Below are 14820 nucleotides of genomic sequence, written 5' to 3' on the forward strand. Positions count from 1 at the left end.
CAACGGCTGAGGAACCGTATCCGGAATTGGCAATGTCTTTGGAGGAGGACGACATGGCTCTTGTCAGCGGCTATCACCATCTGACGCTCTGCACCGATGGCGTGCAGGAGGATTACGACTTCTATACCAAGGTGCTTGGGCTCTATTCGGTCAAGCGCACGGTCCTGTTCGACGGCACGATCCCCGTCTATCATCTCTATTACGGCTCACGGAACGGCGATGCCTCGACCATCATAACCACCTTCCCTTTCCGCAAGCCGGCCGTCTTCGGCAAGCGCGGCACCAATCAGTCGAAGATCATCCAGCAGGCCATTCCTGTCGGTTCGGCCGACTATTGGATCGACCGGCTGAACGGCAAGGGCGTCGAGGCCGCCAAGATTTCGCGTTTCGGCATCACCCGTGTCGCTTTCAAACACCCCTGCGGCATTCCGCATGAACTGGTCGAAAGCCCGGCCGACAATCGTCCGTCGATCGTCAACGAGGCGCAGGGCGTGAGTGCCGCGCACGGCATCAAGGGCATCTATGGCGCGGCCATCGCCGTCTTCGACCGTACCGCGATGGACGACTTCCTCAGCGTCGGCATGTCGATGAAAAAGGAAGCCGACAGCGACGACGGCCTGATGTTCTCCGTGCCGAATGCCGGCGGACCGAGCAGCATGGTCGAGGTACTGCACGAGCCGACCGGCCCGCAAGGCACCTGGACACTGGCCGGCGGCACGATCCATCACCTCGCCCTCAACACCGGCAACGAGGAAAACCAGCTCAAGCTCAAGGCACATATCGAGGGCCTCGGTTTCACCGACGTCTCGGATCAGAAGGACCGCAACTACTTCAAGTCCTGCTATGTCCGCTCGCCCGGCGGCGCCTTGTTCGAGATCGCCTGGTCGGTCGAAGGCGGCTGGGCGCTCGACGAACCGGCGGACCAGATCGGCACGACGCTGGTCTTCCCGCCATGGTTCGAAGATCGCCGGCAGGAGCTGATCGCAGGTCTCGAACCCGCAACATTCTGAGCTCGGTATCATGTCGACCCACGACACGCCGCTCTTCCTCGGTGCGAACCCCGAGGAGGCGCTTGCCCACTGCATCTTCATCCACGGGCGTACCCAATCGCCCGAGGATATGCAGGAGCAGGTGATCTCGAAGCTCAAGGTGCCTGGCATCGCCTTCTTGCTGCCACGGGCGCGCGGCAACAGCTGGTATGACGCGCGCGCAACCGACGCGCTGACGGATCGCACCCGGCAACAGCTTGAGCAGGCGATCGCTCATGTCAGGCAATTGATCGGCGATCTTTCCGGCGCGAACAATCACCCAAAGCCGCTCGTCATCGGCGGCTTCAGCCAGGGCGCGTGCCTTGCAGTCGAATATGCGATGCGGCACGGCCCGTGGAACGGCGCTCTGGCAAGCCTGACCGGTTGCCGCGTAGGAACGCCCGATTGCGACCGCCCCTTCGCCGACCTCGACCGGTTGCCGGTCTATCTGACCGGCTCCGACAAGGACCCTTGGATCCCTGTCGATGCCTTCGCCCAGACTGCAGCAGCGCTGGCCCGAGCGCGGGCGCGGCTCCATTGTGACATTCTGCCGGACAGGTCACACATGGTTTCCTCGACCGAAATTGCGCAGCTTGAGAAGGTCCTGTTCGGGCTTTCGAACCGGAGCTGGTGGTAGCGCAAGCAAACCGGGATCGTGGACAACGCCCCGGTCAACAGGCGAAATCTCGATCTTGACCTCCGCGCCAAGCCGGGCGCGTATGCGGGTGGCGCCGCCGCCAGCGATGCGGCGGGCATCGAGCCTCGGAATGCCAGCGTTTGCGGCGGCGGTTATTCAGTCCAGTGCCTACACGCTTGCTGCAATCAACACCGGCGGCACTACGCGGACGCTACCGTTTTGGTTTCCGATTGCTGGCGATGACATCGAAGAACTGCATGGTGGCGCTCTGAACCCGCATCTGGACTACTACTGAGCGCCGTAGCGAGCGGCTGGCGACCGTCCTGCCCGACGGCAACATGCGTTGCGTACGATCTGCCCGAGCCGAGCAGTTGAACGGAATCGAACCCACCCCTCTTTCGCTCCGGGTAATGTTACAAAGATTTAGACGCCTGTTGCGGCCTAGGAGCTATTATGGAACAGCTATGCGTTTTCTTACTGCTTGCCTTGACTCCTGGTTAGAGGACGACGCGTCCTCCTATCGCGGCCGACCGCTTGACGGCCTCAATGACTTTCAATGTCTCCAAGCCTTCCCGAGCGCTAACTAGAGGAGCTTCCTCGCCCCGAATGACGCTGCAGAACTGACGGAGCTGCGTGACAAGCGGGTCCTTGCTTTCGAATAGGGCTCTGTCGCGCTCAAATGCCTCGGTCCAGCTTCGCTTTTCGGCATTGCTCCATATTTCCAGCGACGGCACGGCCAGAGACCCGTGTGTTCCGCCGATCATGTAGCAAGTCTCTTCGGTTTTCGGGTAAGCGGGATTTTCTCCCGTGGTCATCTCCCAACTCCACGGCGCGACAACGGAATCGGACACGGAAGCAGTACCGAGAACACCACTTTTGAACTCGATGAGGATGACCGCGGTTTCCTCGACGGCGTTGCTTCGCACTGCGTTGGATTCACGGGCCTGTACGGCGTTTATATCGCCGCAAAGGAAACGGAGGTTGTCGATGTCGTGAATTAGATTGAGGAAGACCGGCCCTGCTCCAAGCTCTCGCCGCCAGGGGATGTCAAAGTACTCGTCCGGCTTGAACAGCCAGAACATCGCATTCACGATCAGGATCCGACCGAGCGTCCCGCTGTCGATGATCTCCTTCGCTTTCTGCATCATCGGATTATGCCGGCGGTGATGTCCCGTCAGCAGCGCCACGCCTTTGGCCTCAGCCATTTGCACAAGCTTCTCGCCGGCAGCGATGTCGTCCGCGATCGGTTTTTCGATCAGCGCTGGTACGCCCGCCTCCACGGCTTCCAACCCATTTTGGACATGCAACTGGTTAGGCGTCGCGATGATCACTCCATCGGGGCGCTCGGAAATCATCATGTCGGCAAAACTGGGGAACCATCTGACACCAGCCTCACTAGCGATCGCTTGGCCGACTGGCGTGGGATCCACAACTGCCGTCAGCTCTGCGGCCGGCTCTTCCATCACGTGCTTGATATGACGCTTGCCGATTAGCCCCGCCCCAAGGACCGCTAGCTTGACCCGGTTCGCCATCACTATCAGTCCTTCCTCTCAATCTTGAGCATGGTCGCAACTCTGCGGATGCCGAGTTGATAGCCTTCGGTGCCGAGACCTGCGATGACGCCGTCGGCCCGGTGGGACACGAAGGAGTGGTGGCGAAAACTCTCGCGCTTGTGGACGTTGGAGATATGGACCTCGATGACGGGGCCTTCAAAGGTATTCAGTGCGTCGAGGATAGCGAGCGACGTGTGAGTGAACGCAGCCGGGTTGATGACGATGCCAGCGCCGTCCTCGCGCGCTTCGTGGATCCAGTCGATGATCTCGTATTCGCGGTTGCTTTGATGGAAACGGATCTCGTGCCCCAGCTCCGACGCCAACTTGCGGCAGTCCGCCTCGACGTCAACCAATGTCTCGTGCCCATAGATATGTGGCTGGCGCTTGCCGAGGAGATTTAGGTTTGGTCCGTTGAGAACGTAGATGAGGCTCATTACACTTGTCCTTGTTCGGCGCTGCCGGGATCGGCGAACGCTATTTCCTGAAATGCGAAGTCTGGGTCGGATTCGTAGAGATCTGCGCGAAGCCCGAGCCGACCGGTTTCCAGTGCGGAAGCCGCGACGTCACGCGCAGCTTCGAGCACCGATTTCAGCAGCTCTCGTTTGACCTCCGGAGGACGGCCTGGGGCCATGCGTACAATTATCTGCACAAAGTGATTGTCGGGATGCTCGTCGCCGACGCAGGAGACGGTGGCTTCTCTAGCGAACGTGCGGACCACGGTTGGCTTAACCATCCCTCCGTCGCGGACTCGGCGATGAACCGCGCGGGTCAACTCGTCGATGGCGATGCGTTGCGCGGCGCCTCGGCTGTAGTCGATGATAATATGCGGCATGGAGTAGTCCCCTAATCAGGCTGCCACTCGGCACAGCTCGTCGAAATGGCGCGACATTCGTTCCGTATCAGGCGACCTGCCTGTGAAAAGCTCGAAGGCTGCGGCCGCTTGAAATACGGTCATTCCTCCGCCTGGGAGCGTTCGGCAGCCCTTCTGCTTTGCCAACGCAAGGAGCTCGGTCACCAAAGGCATATAGACGATATCCGCCACCCAATGATGATGCTGTATCCAATCGGGATCTATCGGAAGCCCCGGATGGCTTCGCATACCAGTCGGCGTGGCGTGGATCAGGCCATCTGCGGTGGCGAGCGCAGCACCGACGTCTCTGAGCGGCCTCGCGACCTCTCCTGAAAATCTCTCGTTGAGCTGATCGGCGAGAGTGGAGGCGCGGCGCTCGTCCTGATCAAAGATCGAGAGCTTTTCTATGCCGACTTTCACGGCAGCGTGCGCGACGGCCACCCCAGCGCCACCAGCGCCAAGCAGAACGGCATGAGCCTTCGCGACGCCGGGCAAGCCGCGCTCGAAATTCTTGTAGAAGCCATACCAATCGGTGTTGTGTCCGATCCGCTCGCCGTTCTGAAGCACGACCGTGTTTACGGCTCCAAGCATCTCAGCATCTTCGGACAGGCGCGTCAGGTGAGCTAACACGGTCTGTTTGCATGGGTGGGTGACGTTGGTTCCCGCAAAGCCGCGGCTTTCCAGTTCGTTCAGAAGATCTGGCAGCGCGGAAGGAGGCAATCCGCGTGCTGCCAGGTCCACAAGCTCGTACTCGTAATCAAGTCCCAGGTGGCGCCCTTCCGTTTCATGGAGCGCCGGCGACTTTGACATCTGGATGTCGGCGCCGATCAGGCCGACCAGGAATTTGTTGTTGTCCATGTCTCTGCCCGATCAGTGATGCGCAAGGATATCGCCGAGAAATGCCTTCGTCCGGTCATGCCTGGGGTTCTTGAAGAAGGTTTCGGGCTCCGCCTCCTCGACGATCTCTCCGGAAGCCATGAAGATGACCCTGTCGGCGACTTGCCGGGCGAAGCCCATCTCATGGGTCACGCAGATCATCGTCATGCCGTCTCTTGCGAGGCCGATCATGGTGTCGAGAACCTCTTTGACCATTTCGGGATCCAAGGCGGACGTGGGTTCGTCGAAAAGCATCGCTTTCGGCTCCATGCAAAGGGCGCGCGCGATGGCGACGCGCTGCTGCTGTCCGCCACTGAGTTGTGCTGGATACTTTTCCGCCTGATCGAGGATGCGAACGCGCTCGAGATACTTTCGCGCCAACTTCTCTGCGTCGGCACGGCTTGCGCCCCGCACTCTCATGGGTGCAAGCGCGCAGTTTTGCAGGACGGTCATGTGCGGGAACAGATTGAAGTTCTGGAAAACCATTCCGACTTCACGCCTGATGGCGTCGACCGCCTTGGTGGTGCCGTCCAGCAGCTGACCTTCCACCACGATCTTGCCGTCCTGAATCAATTCAAGAGCGTTGATGCAACGAATCAAGGTAGACTTGCCGGAACCGGACGGTCCGCAAAGGACGATCTTTTCTCCTTTGCGAACCGATAGATTGATGTTCTTCAGGGCGTGGAAGGAACCGTACCATTTCTCCACTTTATCAAGGGATATCAAGGTCGAATGATCGTTGGGGGAATTGAGCACGGCGCCCTCCATTTATGCTTTACTTGACCGTAAACGGGATGTTGGGGATGGATTCAGGGAACGTCGGAAGATCGATTGCCATCCACTTCTTGGTGATGGCCGCGAGTTCGCCGTTGCCCTTGATCTTGTCGAGGAACGCGTTGACGGTCTCGTTCCAGTCCTTTTCGCCCAGTCGCGTTCCCACGCCGTTGTAAGTCGTCAGGAAGTCGATCTTTCGTTCATAGGTGCCGGCGCTGGCTGCATCCAGCCTCTGCCCGTAGAACTGATTGCCACCCACTGCCTTTGCCTGTCCGGAGATCAGGGCCTGGATAGTGGCCGCGTCATCGTCGAAGCGGCGAATGGTGGCCGTCGATCCGACCGCGTCGGTTACGGCCTTGTCCTGCGAACTGGACTTCGGCACGCCGATTTCCCAACCAGCCACGTCGGCCGGCGATTTCACGGCGTCGGCTTTGGCGGCATAAAGCGAAATCGTGTTGGCCGCATAAGGTTTGCTGTACTGGATCGACTTGGCGCGCTCTTCCGTCATCGCCATCGTGGCGAAGAGGATATCGACCTTGCCGGTCGTCAGCGCGGGAATACGGTTCGCTACCGCGAGCGGTTGGAACTGGATTTTCACGCCGAGTTCCTTGGCGAATAGCGTCGCCACGTCGGCGTCAAAGCCGTCTTGTTTGCCGCTCGAGTTCACAAAGCCCCAAGGCGCGTTGTCGCCTTGGATGCCCACGACGAGCGTTCCCTTCGACTTGATCTCCTCGACAGATGCCGCGGTGGCTGCCGCAGCGCCAACGGTGGCGAAGGTTGCGGTCGCGAGCGCTAGACCGAGAAATTTCCTGCGATTGGTATTCATTGCACTTTCCTCCTCTTGTGCTGTTTGCTTCTCCCGAAGCAGGCTTAGCGGGCGGCTTTTGCCATCCGTTTCTCGAGGCCGCTCCCGACATGGGAGAGAGGCCAACAAATCATGAAGTAGATTATTCCGACGATCCCGAAGACGAGCAGCGGGCGGTAGGTCTGGTTCGATATGATCTGGCCAGCGCGGGTCAGCTCGATGAAGCCCACGATCGCCGCAAGCGACGTCCCCTTAATGAGCTGCACAAGAAAGCCGATGGTCGCAGGCATCGAGATCTTCAAAGCCTGTGGCAGAACCACGTCCCTCATTCGGGAGACGTAATGCAGGCCAAGAGCGTTCGCGGCTTCGGTCTGCCCTTTGGGAACGGCTTCAATCGAGCCTCGCCATATCTCGCCGAGGAAGGCGCTCGCATGGAGAGTGAAGGCGATCGCGACTGCGACCCAGGCGTTGACGTCTATGCCAAGCAAGGCAACGCCGTAGTAGACGACAAAGAGCTGCATCAGGAGCGGCGTGCCCTGGAAGAGCGCGATATAGCCAGATGATGCAAGCCGGGCGAACTGATGCTTCGACGTGCGCACAAGCGCGATCAAAATGCCGAACACGCCTCCGCCAATGAAACCGATGATCGCCAGCAATACGGTCCATTTCAGACCCTGCAGGAGGAAGAACAGCTCGTTTTCGCCGATGGGACCCATGAGCGCCTCCTATCGAGTCGGATAGTTGAAGTAGGAACGGGATATCAGAGCGAAGATTCCCATCATTAAGCTTGAGATGACCAGGTAGATTGCGGTCACCGTGAAGTAGACTTCGAAGCTTCGGAACGTATCTGACTCGATGCGTTGCGCCGCGGATGTCAGCTCATATGCGGCGATCGACGTGCACACCGACGTGGTCAAGGTCAGCATCACGAATTGGCTCGTCAAAGACGGGTAGATCGCTCGCAGTGCCGGCTTGAGAACGATGAGGCGGAAGACGTCAGCCTTGTGCAGCCCGAGCGCAAACCCAGCTTCGATCTGTCCCTTGCTGATGCTCTCAACGCCCCCGCGGATGATCTCGATGGCGTAGGCGCCTCCGTTGATCCCCAGCGCGATGATTGCGGTGATCGTCGGGTTCAGGCGGATGCCCATAAGCGGAAGGGCGAAATAGATAAAGAAGATCTGCACCAGGAACGGCGTGTTGCGGACGATTTCGACGAACGCGATGACCGGAGCGCGAACCCACGCGATCTTCGACGTTCTCACTGCAACGCCCAGGATTCCAATCACGAGAGCGAGCAGCATCCCGGCGAAGGCGAGACCCAACGTTCCAAGCGAACCCCAAAACAATTCCGGGGCGCGGTCGAAGACCGCACCAAAATCAAACGTGTAACCCATGTGTTGGCTTCCTCCACTCGGCGCGGCTTTCGCCTCGCCGCCGCCGGGATCATTGATCCGGCTTAAATATTCGTGACGCCCCTTCGAACAGGCGCTTCAAATGCTCCTCCGCGTCCGCCGAGCCTGAAAGAGGTACTTCGACCGAGATCGACGCGGCCCCGTCGGCGATGGCGACCAAATCGCCCAAGGGCAATTCCCCCTCGCCGGGAACAAGACGTTTGCCTCGGGCCTCCGCGATCATGGCCTCGGCCGTGCGCGGAGCGGGTCCGGCGACGTCGCACAACTGAACGTGCTTGACCCTGCCGATCTCGCCGCGTAGCGACGTCAACGTTCCGCCGTTCCTGAAGAAATGCACTCCGTCGACGAGTGCGCCGGCATTGGGCGCACCGCTCGATTTCAGGAGATTGACGCTGTCAGCGAACGTTCTGACCGTCCGCCAACCCATGTTCTCGATATCGACCGCCAATCCGTAGCCGCTTGCAAGGCCGCAGAATTCGGTGAAGTTCGACTGCAGCCTGTTCTGCTCCGGATCGTCGCCGCACACGCTTAGACGCTTGGCCCCGATGTTGGCGGCCGCAGCCATTATAGGTTCCAGAGACGAGGCGTTGAACGAGGGGTCAATGACAAAGAACTCGATATCGAAGACCTCGAGCGCTTCGCCGCTCAGTACGGCTTTCAATTCGTCCGCTGCGTGGCCGCCTACAGACAGCTCGTAGTACGGCGCTCCAGGAAAAGCCGGATTCAGCCGCAGTCCAATTCTGGAAAAGCCTGCCCGCGCTGCGGCCTTCGCAAAATCGCTCGGCGTCAGGGAGATGGCGGAGAAGTGCGCTACGCCAATCTGTTGCTCTGATTTTGATCCAGGCGCCGCCATCACACGATCCCTTTCGTCGCGAGATGATTTCGAAGGTTCGTCCCAGTGCGGTGGATGTGCTGTCGCAGTTTCTCGCTGGCGTATTCGATATCCCGCGCAACCGCTCCTTGCGCAATCTCGCTGTGCTCCTGCCCGACGTTCCGGTCGCCGGAAGTCCTGATGAGGAAAACCCGGCGGTATCGATCATTCAGGTTCAGCAAGAGGCCGCAGAAATGCAACAGAAGCGGTTTGCCGCAACCGGAAATGAGTGTGAGATGGAATTCCCGGTGAAGAGCCTCCCATTGCTCGAGCGTCTCAGGCCGTGAGGCATCTCGATCCGTGCGGTTCAGGCGATGGAGCGAGCGCATTATATTGCTCTCCCACTCGACATCACCGAGACGCATGGATTCCCGCAGCGCGAAGACTTCGAGCTCTTCGCGGAGCGTCGTGATTTCTTCCAGATTCGCCAGCGAGATCGGAGCCACGCGATAGCCGCGGTTGTCCTGAAACTCCACTAGGCCGTCGGAGATGAGGCGGGCAAGTCCCTCCCTCAGAGGGCTTAAGCTGACGTTGAACGTGCGGCGCGCCTTGTCGAGATTGATCTTACTGCCCGCCTCCAGCTCGCCAGAGATGATCGCCTCGCGCAGACGCGACGCCAACTGGCTTCCGATAGTGTTCTTGCCATCATCGGAAAAGCCCGCGGACGCTGTCTCCTCGTCTGTCATTGGCGCAGAGGCGCTGTCGTCGGTCGAGCTCATCCCTACTCCCCTGGCGATTTTGATCAACTGTCGATGATCGATATGATAAACGATTATTTGTGTCAACGAAAAATGCAGATGAACCCGTTTTCGTTAGCTGTTCCCCGTTGTTTCTAGGATTTAATCCAGTAAATTCAATATATTAATCTGATATTAGACTGATTTCCTCCGCGCTGACGGAAAAAGTCGTCGTAACATTCATTGACAGATAATCGATTATTTTTAATAGTCGACATCATTGGGAGGTAGCCCTATGGCCATAAAAACCGAAAGCGAGCTGACGCCTGCTGTCCTCGCGGCGATGAACAAAACCGAGGATCCACGTCTGCGAGAGATCCTCGTCGCGATGGTGAAGCATCTCCATGCATTCGTGCGGGAGGTGAGATTATCCGAAGTCGAGTTCCGCGAAGCTACGGCGATACTAAACGAGATCGGACAACTGCAGACGGACAGCCACAACGAGTTTGTTCTCATGGCCGGATCTCTCGGCGTATCTTCGCTGGTTTGCCTTTTGAACAACGGCGACGGCGGCCAGACAGAGACATCGCAGTCTCTTCTCGGCCCGTTCTGGCGCCTGAACTCTCCCCGTGTCGAAAACGGCGGCACGATCATCCGCTCCGACACGCCAGGCACGCCACTCTATGTCCGCGCCAAGGTGGTAGACCGGGACGGCAGGCCGATCGCGGGTGCCGAGGTCGACGTCTGGCATGCTTCTCCTGTTGGGCTCTATGAAAATCAGGATCCCGATCAGGCTGAGATGAACCTTCGGGGCAAGTTCACGACGGACGCCGACGGCGGCTTCTGGTTCAATACCGTGAAGATGGTCGGATACCCGATCCCGGTCGACGGCGTCGCCGGCCGATTGCTAAAGGCGCAGGGACGTCACCCGTACCGACCAGCGCATCTTCACGCCCTGATCTTCAAGCAGGGATACAAGACGCTGATCTCCCAGGTCTTCGATCCAAGCGATCCGAACATCGATTCCGACGTCCAATTTGGAGTGACCGCAGCCCTGACCGGCGACTTCGTCCGCCATGACGAACCGCATCCGTCCGAGCCGGGCGTCGACGGCCCCTGGTTCTCGCTCGACTACACCTACGTCATGGAGCCCGGCGAAGCCGTGCTGCCGCGTCCACCAATTAAATAACCAACGACAGAGCCGAACCCATGATCACAGAACAGGAACGCCGAGAGGCGGCCAACGCCCTTCTGAAGGCAGAAACCGACCGCAAGCCAATCGTTCAACCGAGCAAGACCTACCCCGGTCTGGAGCTTGAAGATGCCTACAACATTCAAGCGCTGTGGGCGGAAGCTCGGACTGCGAAGGGTGCTCGGGTCGTAGGCCATAAGATCGGCCTTACGTCGCGCGCGATGCAGATGGCATCCAAGATGACCGAGCCCGACTATGGTGTCATCCTCGATGACGCCCTTTACAACGACGGAGCACAGATCAAGGCGGACCTTTTTATCAAGCCCCGCCTCGAAGTCGAGCTCGCCTTTGTGATGGGCGAGGATCTCGAGGGACCCGGTACGCGGATCTACGACGTGATGAGGGCAACTGAATTCGTCGTCCCGGCTCTGGAGATCATCGACTATCGCACCGAGGTTCCGAGGGCAATCACCGATACGATCGCTGATAATGCCGCTTTTGGGGCGATCGTTGTAGGGGGCCGCATCATTCGTCCAATGGACATCGACATCCGCTGGGTGGGCGCGACCCTCTCGAAGAACGGTATTATCGAGGAATCCGGTGTTTCTGCAGCGATCATGGGCCATCCTGCAGCCGGGATCGCGTGGTTGGTAAACAAGCTCCATAGGGTGGGCGGCGGTTTGAAAAAGGGGCAGATCGTGCTGGCCGGCTCTTTCACCCGCCCTGTGGATATCGCCCAGGGCGACGTGATCCAGGCCGACTACGGCCCCGTCGGCTCGATCGGCGTCTCATTCGTGTGAGGACCTAATGGAACTCCCCATCAACAGGTTCAAGCGGAAACTCCGGGCCGGTCAAAGTCAGATTGGGTTGTGGTGCGGCCTTCCGGGCAGCTACGCAGCGGAAATCGTCGCACCGTCCGGTTTCGACTGGCTGCTTTTCGATACCGAGCATTCTCCCAGCGACGTCCTCACTGTACTTCCACAGTTGCAGGCGGTCGCGCCGTACAACGTCGCCCCCGTGGTACGCCCGGCTTCCAACGACCCTGTGTTGATCAAGCGCTTTCTGGATATCGGCGTCCAGACGCTTCTCATTCCATATGTGCAGAATGAACGGGAGGCGAAGGCGGCCGTGGCCGCCGCGCGTTACGCACCGCGCGGTATCCGCGGCGTATCCGCCCTCACCCGCGCCACCCGTTTCGGGCGCGTGCCGAACTACGCACAGACCGCCGAACAGGAAATCTGCCTCTTGCTGCAGATCGAGACACGAGAGGCGCTCGATCAGCTTGAAGTCATCGCGGGGGTCGACGGAGTCGACGGGATCTTCATCGGTCCGGCGGACCTCGCAGCCAGCCTCGGTTATCCCGGCCAACCGGGACATCCCGAGGTAGTTTCGGCAATCGAGAATGCGATCGAGCGCTTGAAGGCGGTCGATAAGCCTTCCGGTATCTTGACGGCTGACGAGAAATTTGCGGCTCGCTGCATCGCACAGGGAACACTATTCACGGCAGTTGGCGTCGACGTTGCCCTCCTTGCCAGAGGATCGGAAGCACTTGCGTCCAGATTTTCGCGCTAGGGAGACACAGCATGTTCACCTTGGATGAGGTCCGGTCGGAGATAGCGCCGGCTGGAACTATTAGGGCCGCCGTCAACATGTCGAACGCAGCGTTGATTCGCTGGGACGAAAACGCCGGCGCCTTGGTAGGCCCGAGCGCGGAAATTGCGGATAGGATCGCCCATGAACTTAATCGGGGGCTTTCCCTGATACGATACGGATCGGCCGCGGATATTCTTTCCGCTGCTGACGGCGGCGAGTGGGACATCGCCTTCATCGCGTCTGACCCATCAAGAACCGATCGCTTCAGCTTCTCGCCTCCCTACATCTCGGTCGAGGCCACCTACCTGGTTCCAGCGGCCTCACCCTACCGGACGGCGGATGAGCTGGATTCCAACGGAATTCGCATCGCTTCCGCGCGTAGCGCCGCCTATACGAAGCAGCTTGAGCGAACCCTCAAGCGAGCGACGGTGCTCCATGTCGACAGCCCTGCGGCGGCCCTCGACTTTCTCGCCGACCGAGAATGCGACGCGGCGGCTGGACTGACCGAATTCCTCTTCAACGCCTCGGAGCGGATGGAAGGCTTCCGGGTGGTGGATGGAGTGTTTTCGCGAATTCCTCAGACGATCGCGGTGCCCAAACGGGCCACGAACGCCTCGCTCTTCTTCGCGGACTTCGTGCGGCGGCTCGGTGGGGAGCAGAATCCGAAACCCGCGCATTCAGCATCTACTTGCAGTTGAAGGGATACGAACCGCCGACACCGTTATTTACTTCGTCAGCGCAAATCGATTTGTCTCGCTCCATAGCCCGACGATGGTGACCAAACCGCTCATTTGCCCAGCCTCGCAGCGGCAATAGCGTGCGGCATCAGGAACGTGGCAATCTCCGCGATGCCGTTCCGTTCGGTGATCCTGCCGGACGCTCGGCGAGGTGAAAGTTCAGGCGCCGATGGCGGCGCGCAGTTTCAGCGCCAGATCCGGGCTGTCCGAGGTCAGGCTGCCGATTCCGCGCTCCAGCCAGTGGCGGATACCGGGCTCGTCGTTGAGGGTCCAGACGCAGAGGCGCTCCAGCGGCAGCCGGGCGCGGATCAGGTCCCATTCGGCTTCCATCAGCTCGTGGTGGATGGCAACGATCTCCACCAGCTCGTCTACGTGATCGATGAAGACGGCAAGTCCGCCCTGCTTCTCTGCCCAGGCGGCATTGACGGAGACGAGACGCGACACCTCAGGCGCATGATGGCGGCAATCCTCCAACACCGACGTGTCGAAGGAGGTCAGATAGGAGCGTTCGCCGACACCGAAGCGAGCAAGCTCGGCTGCGACGCGCGCGGCGATCTCGGGATAAGGCGTGCCGGTTTCGTCGATCTTGATTTCGACATGCAGGTCGATACCCTCCATGGGGCTAAGGATTTCAAGCACCTCGCCGAGCGTCGGAATGGCCTCGTCGGTACCTTTCAGCAACGTGGCCTTGCGGGCCTCGACCGACAGGTCCTGCACCGGGCCGATGCCTTCGGCGGTGCGCTCCAGCGTGGCGTCGTGGATGACGACCAGTTCGCCCGAGCGCGTCAGGTGCACGTCGAATTCGATGGCGTCGACGCCGAGCGTGATCGCATTGTGGAAGCCGGTGAGCGAGTTTTCGGGCCAGAGGTTGCGGGCACCGCGATGACCGGTGATAAGCGTCATGAAATATCCTTCAACCTGTTGATTTCATAAGCATTAGCGGATGGTCGGGTCGAGCTTGTCGCGCAGCCAGTCGCCGACCAGCGAGATCGACAGCGTCGTCAGCATGATGACGACGGCAGGCGCCAGCATGATCCAGGGCGCGCGCGTCAGATATTCGCGTCCGAAGCCCACCATGTTGCCAAGGCTGGTTTCCGGCGGCTGCACGCCGAGGCCGAGGAAGGAGAGACCGCTTTCCATCAGGATGATCTCAGGAAACGTCAGCGTCATGGAGACGATCAGCGTCGAGGCGACGTTCGGCAGGATATGATGCAGGTAGACGCGCGCCGGCGTCGCGCCGAGCTGCACCACGGCCGCCGCATAACCCTGCGCGCCGGCGGAAATCGCAAGGCCGCGGGCGATGCGCGCATAACGTTCCCAGCCATAGAAACCCATGAGGCAGACGAGCAGCAGCATGGAGGAACCGAAGAAGGCCAGCACCGCGAGCGACATGATGAGGAAAGGAAGTGCGGCCTGAAAATCGGCGAGCATCAGCACCAGATGCTCCACGAAGCCGCGGAACCGCGCCGCCAGGAACCCGAGCAGCGTGCCGAAGACGGCCGAGAGGATCGTGGCACCAAAGGCGATGACGAGCGACACGCGGATCGACTGGATGAGGCGCGAAAGCACATCGCGGCCGAGTTCGTCCGTGCCGAGCAGATGCTTGAGCCCGCCCGGCGCCGAAAGCCGGCTACTGAGATCCATGGCCGTGATATTGAACGGGCGGATCGTGTCAGCGAAAACGGCGGTCAGGACCATGGCCGCAAGCCACAGCAGGCCGAAAGCCACCGACAGCGGCAGGTTACGGCGCAGGAACGAGACGAGCCGGTTGGGCTTTCCGGAAGCCGGCGTAGCGGCGAGATCGACAGGTGCCAT

The 14820-nt window shown here is 59.9% G+C and carries 19 protein-coding genes; 7 read left to right on the forward strand and 12 right to left on the reverse strand.

The annotated features are described in order from the left end of the window. Positions 1 to 53: 53 nt before the first annotated feature. From FHT87_RS06585 to FHT87_RS06595, 3 genes are all read left to right on the forward strand, one after another. Complete coding sequence (locus FHT87_RS06585; protein WP_183726493.1) at positions 54 to 1010, forward strand: VOC family protein; 957 nt, start codon at positions 54 to 56, stop codon at positions 1008 to 1010. A 10-nt stretch (positions 1011 to 1020) separates the two neighbouring features. Continuing rightward, on the forward strand, positions 1021 to 1665 hold the full coding sequence (locus FHT87_RS06590; protein WP_183726495.1) for a dienelactone hydrolase family protein: 645 nt from the start codon (positions 1021 to 1023) through the stop codon (positions 1663 to 1665). A 130-nt stretch (positions 1666 to 1795) separates the two neighbouring features. Then, entirely contained in the window at positions 1796 to 1960 is a 165-nt protein-coding gene (locus FHT87_RS06595) for a hypothetical protein (protein ID WP_183800411.1), read from the forward strand. A gap of 202 nt (positions 1961 to 2162) precedes the next feature. Here FHT87_RS06595 and FHT87_RS06600 read toward each other — a convergent pair whose 3' ends face one another. The 10 genes from FHT87_RS06600 to FHT87_RS06645 are packed head-to-tail and all read right to left on the reverse strand — an operon-like array spanning position 2163 to position 9525. Continuing rightward, complete coding sequence (locus FHT87_RS06600) at positions 2163 to 3197, reverse strand: Gfo/Idh/MocA family oxidoreductase (protein ID WP_183800414.1); 1035 nt, start codon at positions 3195 to 3197, stop codon at positions 2163 to 2165. A gap of 5 nt (positions 3198 to 3202) precedes the next feature. Further along, positions 3203 to 3652, reverse strand: coding sequence for a type II 3-dehydroquinate dehydratase (gene aroQ / locus FHT87_RS06605; RefSeq protein ID WP_183800417.1), 450 nt, complete (start codon positions 3650 to 3652; stop codon positions 3203 to 3205). Continuing rightward, entirely contained in the window at positions 3652 to 4050 is a 399-nt protein-coding gene (locus FHT87_RS06610; protein WP_183800420.1) for a 5-carboxymethyl-2-hydroxymuconate Delta-isomerase, read from the reverse strand. The genes aroQ and FHT87_RS06610 overlap by 1 nt, the downstream gene beginning before the upstream one ends. 15 nt (positions 4051 to 4065) lie before the next feature. Beyond that, positions 4066 to 4926, reverse strand: coding sequence for a shikimate dehydrogenase (locus FHT87_RS06615; RefSeq protein WP_183800423.1), 861 nt, complete (start codon positions 4924 to 4926; stop codon positions 4066 to 4068). 12 nt (positions 4927 to 4938) lie between these two features. Beyond that, positions 4939 to 5712 carry an amino acid ABC transporter ATP-binding protein gene (locus FHT87_RS06620; protein ID WP_183800424.1) on the reverse strand — a complete coding sequence of 258 codons (774 nt, stop codon included), beginning with the start codon at positions 5710 to 5712 and terminating at the stop codon, positions 4939 to 4941. 7 nt (positions 5713 to 5719) lie between these two features. Continuing rightward, positions 5720 to 6544: a transporter substrate-binding domain-containing protein gene (locus FHT87_RS06625; protein WP_183726506.1), complete on the reverse strand. Its 825-nt coding sequence runs from the start codon at positions 6542 to 6544 to the stop codon at positions 5720 to 5722. A 44-nt stretch (positions 6545 to 6588) separates the two neighbouring features. Further along, complete coding sequence (locus FHT87_RS06630; protein ID WP_183726508.1) at positions 6589 to 7239, reverse strand: amino acid ABC transporter permease; 651 nt, start codon at positions 7237 to 7239, stop codon at positions 6589 to 6591. 9 nt (positions 7240 to 7248) lie between these two features. Then, positions 7249 to 7917 (reverse strand): amino acid ABC transporter permease, encoded by a 669-nt coding sequence (locus tag FHT87_RS06635; protein ID WP_183800427.1) that lies wholly within the window; start codon positions 7915 to 7917, stop codon positions 7249 to 7251. A gap of 49 nt (positions 7918 to 7966) precedes the next feature. Then, entirely contained in the window at positions 7967 to 8788 is an 822-nt protein-coding gene (locus tag FHT87_RS06640; protein WP_183800430.1) for a sugar phosphate isomerase/epimerase, read from the reverse strand. Beyond that, positions 8788 to 9525 (reverse strand): GntR family transcriptional regulator, encoded by a 738-nt coding sequence (locus tag FHT87_RS06645; RefSeq protein ID WP_183727291.1) that lies wholly within the window; start codon positions 9523 to 9525, stop codon positions 8788 to 8790. The genes FHT87_RS06640 and FHT87_RS06645 overlap by 1 nt, the downstream gene beginning before the upstream one ends. 253 nt (positions 9526 to 9778) lie before the next feature. Between FHT87_RS06645 and FHT87_RS06650 the strand changes: the two genes are divergently transcribed. From FHT87_RS06650 to FHT87_RS06665, 4 genes are read left to right on the forward strand one after another with little or no spacing between them, the layout of a single operon-like run. Then, positions 9779 to 10672, forward strand: coding sequence for a dioxygenase (locus FHT87_RS06650; protein WP_183800433.1), 894 nt, complete (start codon positions 9779 to 9781; stop codon positions 10670 to 10672). 20 nt (positions 10673 to 10692) lie between these two features. Next, the gene (gene hpaH / locus FHT87_RS06655; RefSeq protein WP_183800436.1) at positions 10693 to 11475 is read left to right on the forward strand and encodes a 2-oxo-hept-4-ene-1,7-dioate hydratase; all 783 of its coding nucleotides are present in this window, start codon (positions 10693 to 10695) and stop codon (positions 11473 to 11475) included. 7 nt (positions 11476 to 11482) lie between these two features. After that, positions 11483 to 12247 (forward strand): 4-hydroxy-2-oxoheptanedioate aldolase, encoded by a 765-nt coding sequence (hpaI, locus tag FHT87_RS06660; protein ID WP_183800439.1) that lies wholly within the window; start codon positions 11483 to 11485, stop codon positions 12245 to 12247. Between the two features lie 11 nt (positions 12248 to 12258). Then, positions 12259 to 12966, forward strand: a complete 708-nt coding sequence (locus tag FHT87_RS06665) for a transporter substrate-binding domain-containing protein (protein ID WP_183726520.1) — start codon at positions 12259 to 12261, stop codon at positions 12964 to 12966. A 198-nt stretch (positions 12967 to 13164) separates the two neighbouring features. Here FHT87_RS06665 and FHT87_RS06670 read toward each other — a convergent pair whose 3' ends face one another. Further along, entirely contained in the window at positions 13165 to 13908 is a 744-nt protein-coding gene (locus FHT87_RS06670; protein WP_183726522.1) for a glycerophosphodiester phosphodiesterase family protein, read from the reverse strand. Between the two features lie 33 nt (positions 13909 to 13941). Further along, entirely contained in the window at positions 13942 to 14820 is an 879-nt protein-coding gene (locus FHT87_RS06675; protein ID WP_183726524.1) for an ABC transporter permease, read from the reverse strand.

Source organism: Rhizobium sp. BK316 (genome assembly GCF_014193695.1).
Lineage (GTDB): Bacteria > Pseudomonadota > Alphaproteobacteria > Rhizobiales > Rhizobiaceae > Rhizobium.

What these genes read in the sequence shown, in the direction of transcription:
- FHT87_RS06585 (WP_183726493.1), top strand. Translation starts at nt 54, where the DNA reads ATGGCTCTTGTCAGCGGCTATCACCATCTGACGCTCTGCACCGATGGC.
- FHT87_RS06590 (WP_183726495.1), top strand. Translation starts at nt 1,021, where the DNA reads ATGTCGACCCACGACACGCCGCTCTTCCTCGGTGCGAACCCCGAGGAG.
- FHT87_RS06595 (WP_183800411.1), top strand. Translation starts at nt 1,796, where the DNA reads ATGCCAGCGTTTGCGGCGGCGGTTATTCAGTCCAGTGCCTACACGCTT.
- FHT87_RS06600 (WP_183800414.1), bottom strand. Translation starts at nt 3,197, where the DNA reads ATGGCGAACCGGGTCAAGCTAGCGGTCCTTGGGGCGGGGCTAATCGGC.
- aroQ (WP_183800417.1), bottom strand. Translation starts at nt 3,652, where the DNA reads ATGAGCCTCATCTACGTTCTCAACGGACCAAACCTAAATCTCCTCGGC.
- FHT87_RS06610 (WP_183800420.1), bottom strand. Translation starts at nt 4,050, where the DNA reads ATGCCGCATATTATCATCGACTACAGCCGAGGCGCCGCGCAACGCATC.
- FHT87_RS06615 (WP_183800423.1), bottom strand. Translation starts at nt 4,926, where the DNA reads ATGGACAACAACAAATTCCTGGTCGGCCTGATCGGCGCCGACATCCAG.
- FHT87_RS06620 (WP_183800424.1), bottom strand. Translation starts at nt 5,712, where the DNA reads ATGGAGGGCGCCGTGCTCAATTCCCCCAACGATCATTCGACCTTGATA.
- FHT87_RS06625 (WP_183726506.1), bottom strand. Translation starts at nt 6,544, where the DNA reads ATGAATACCAATCGCAGGAAATTTCTCGGTCTAGCGCTCGCGACCGCA.
- FHT87_RS06630 (WP_183726508.1), bottom strand. Translation starts at nt 7,239, where the DNA reads ATGGGTCCCATCGGCGAAAACGAGCTGTTCTTCCTCCTGCAGGGTCTG.
- FHT87_RS06635 (WP_183800427.1), bottom strand. Translation starts at nt 7,917, where the DNA reads ATGGGTTACACGTTTGATTTTGGTGCGGTCTTCGACCGCGCCCCGGAA.
- FHT87_RS06640 (WP_183800430.1), bottom strand. Translation starts at nt 8,788, where the DNA reads ATGGCGGCGCCTGGATCAAAATCAGAGCAACAGATTGGCGTAGCGCAC.
- FHT87_RS06645 (WP_183727291.1), bottom strand. Translation starts at nt 9,525, where the DNA reads ATGAGCTCGACCGACGACAGCGCCTCTGCGCCAATGACAGACGAGGAG.
- FHT87_RS06650 (WP_183800433.1), top strand. Translation starts at nt 9,779, where the DNA reads ATGGCCATAAAAACCGAAAGCGAGCTGACGCCTGCTGTCCTCGCGGCG.
- hpaH (WP_183800436.1), top strand. Translation starts at nt 10,693, where the DNA reads ATGATCACAGAACAGGAACGCCGAGAGGCGGCCAACGCCCTTCTGAAG.
- hpaI (WP_183800439.1), top strand. Translation starts at nt 11,483, where the DNA reads ATGGAACTCCCCATCAACAGGTTCAAGCGGAAACTCCGGGCCGGTCAA.
- FHT87_RS06665 (WP_183726520.1), top strand. Translation starts at nt 12,259, where the DNA reads ATGTTCACCTTGGATGAGGTCCGGTCGGAGATAGCGCCGGCTGGAACT.
- FHT87_RS06670 (WP_183726522.1), bottom strand. Translation starts at nt 13,908, where the DNA reads ATGACGCTTATCACCGGTCATCGCGGTGCCCGCAACCTCTGGCCCGAA.
- FHT87_RS06675 (WP_183726524.1), bottom strand. Translation starts at nt 14,820, where the DNA reads ATGGCACCTGTCGATCTCGCCGCTACGCCGGCTTCCGGAAAGCCCAAC.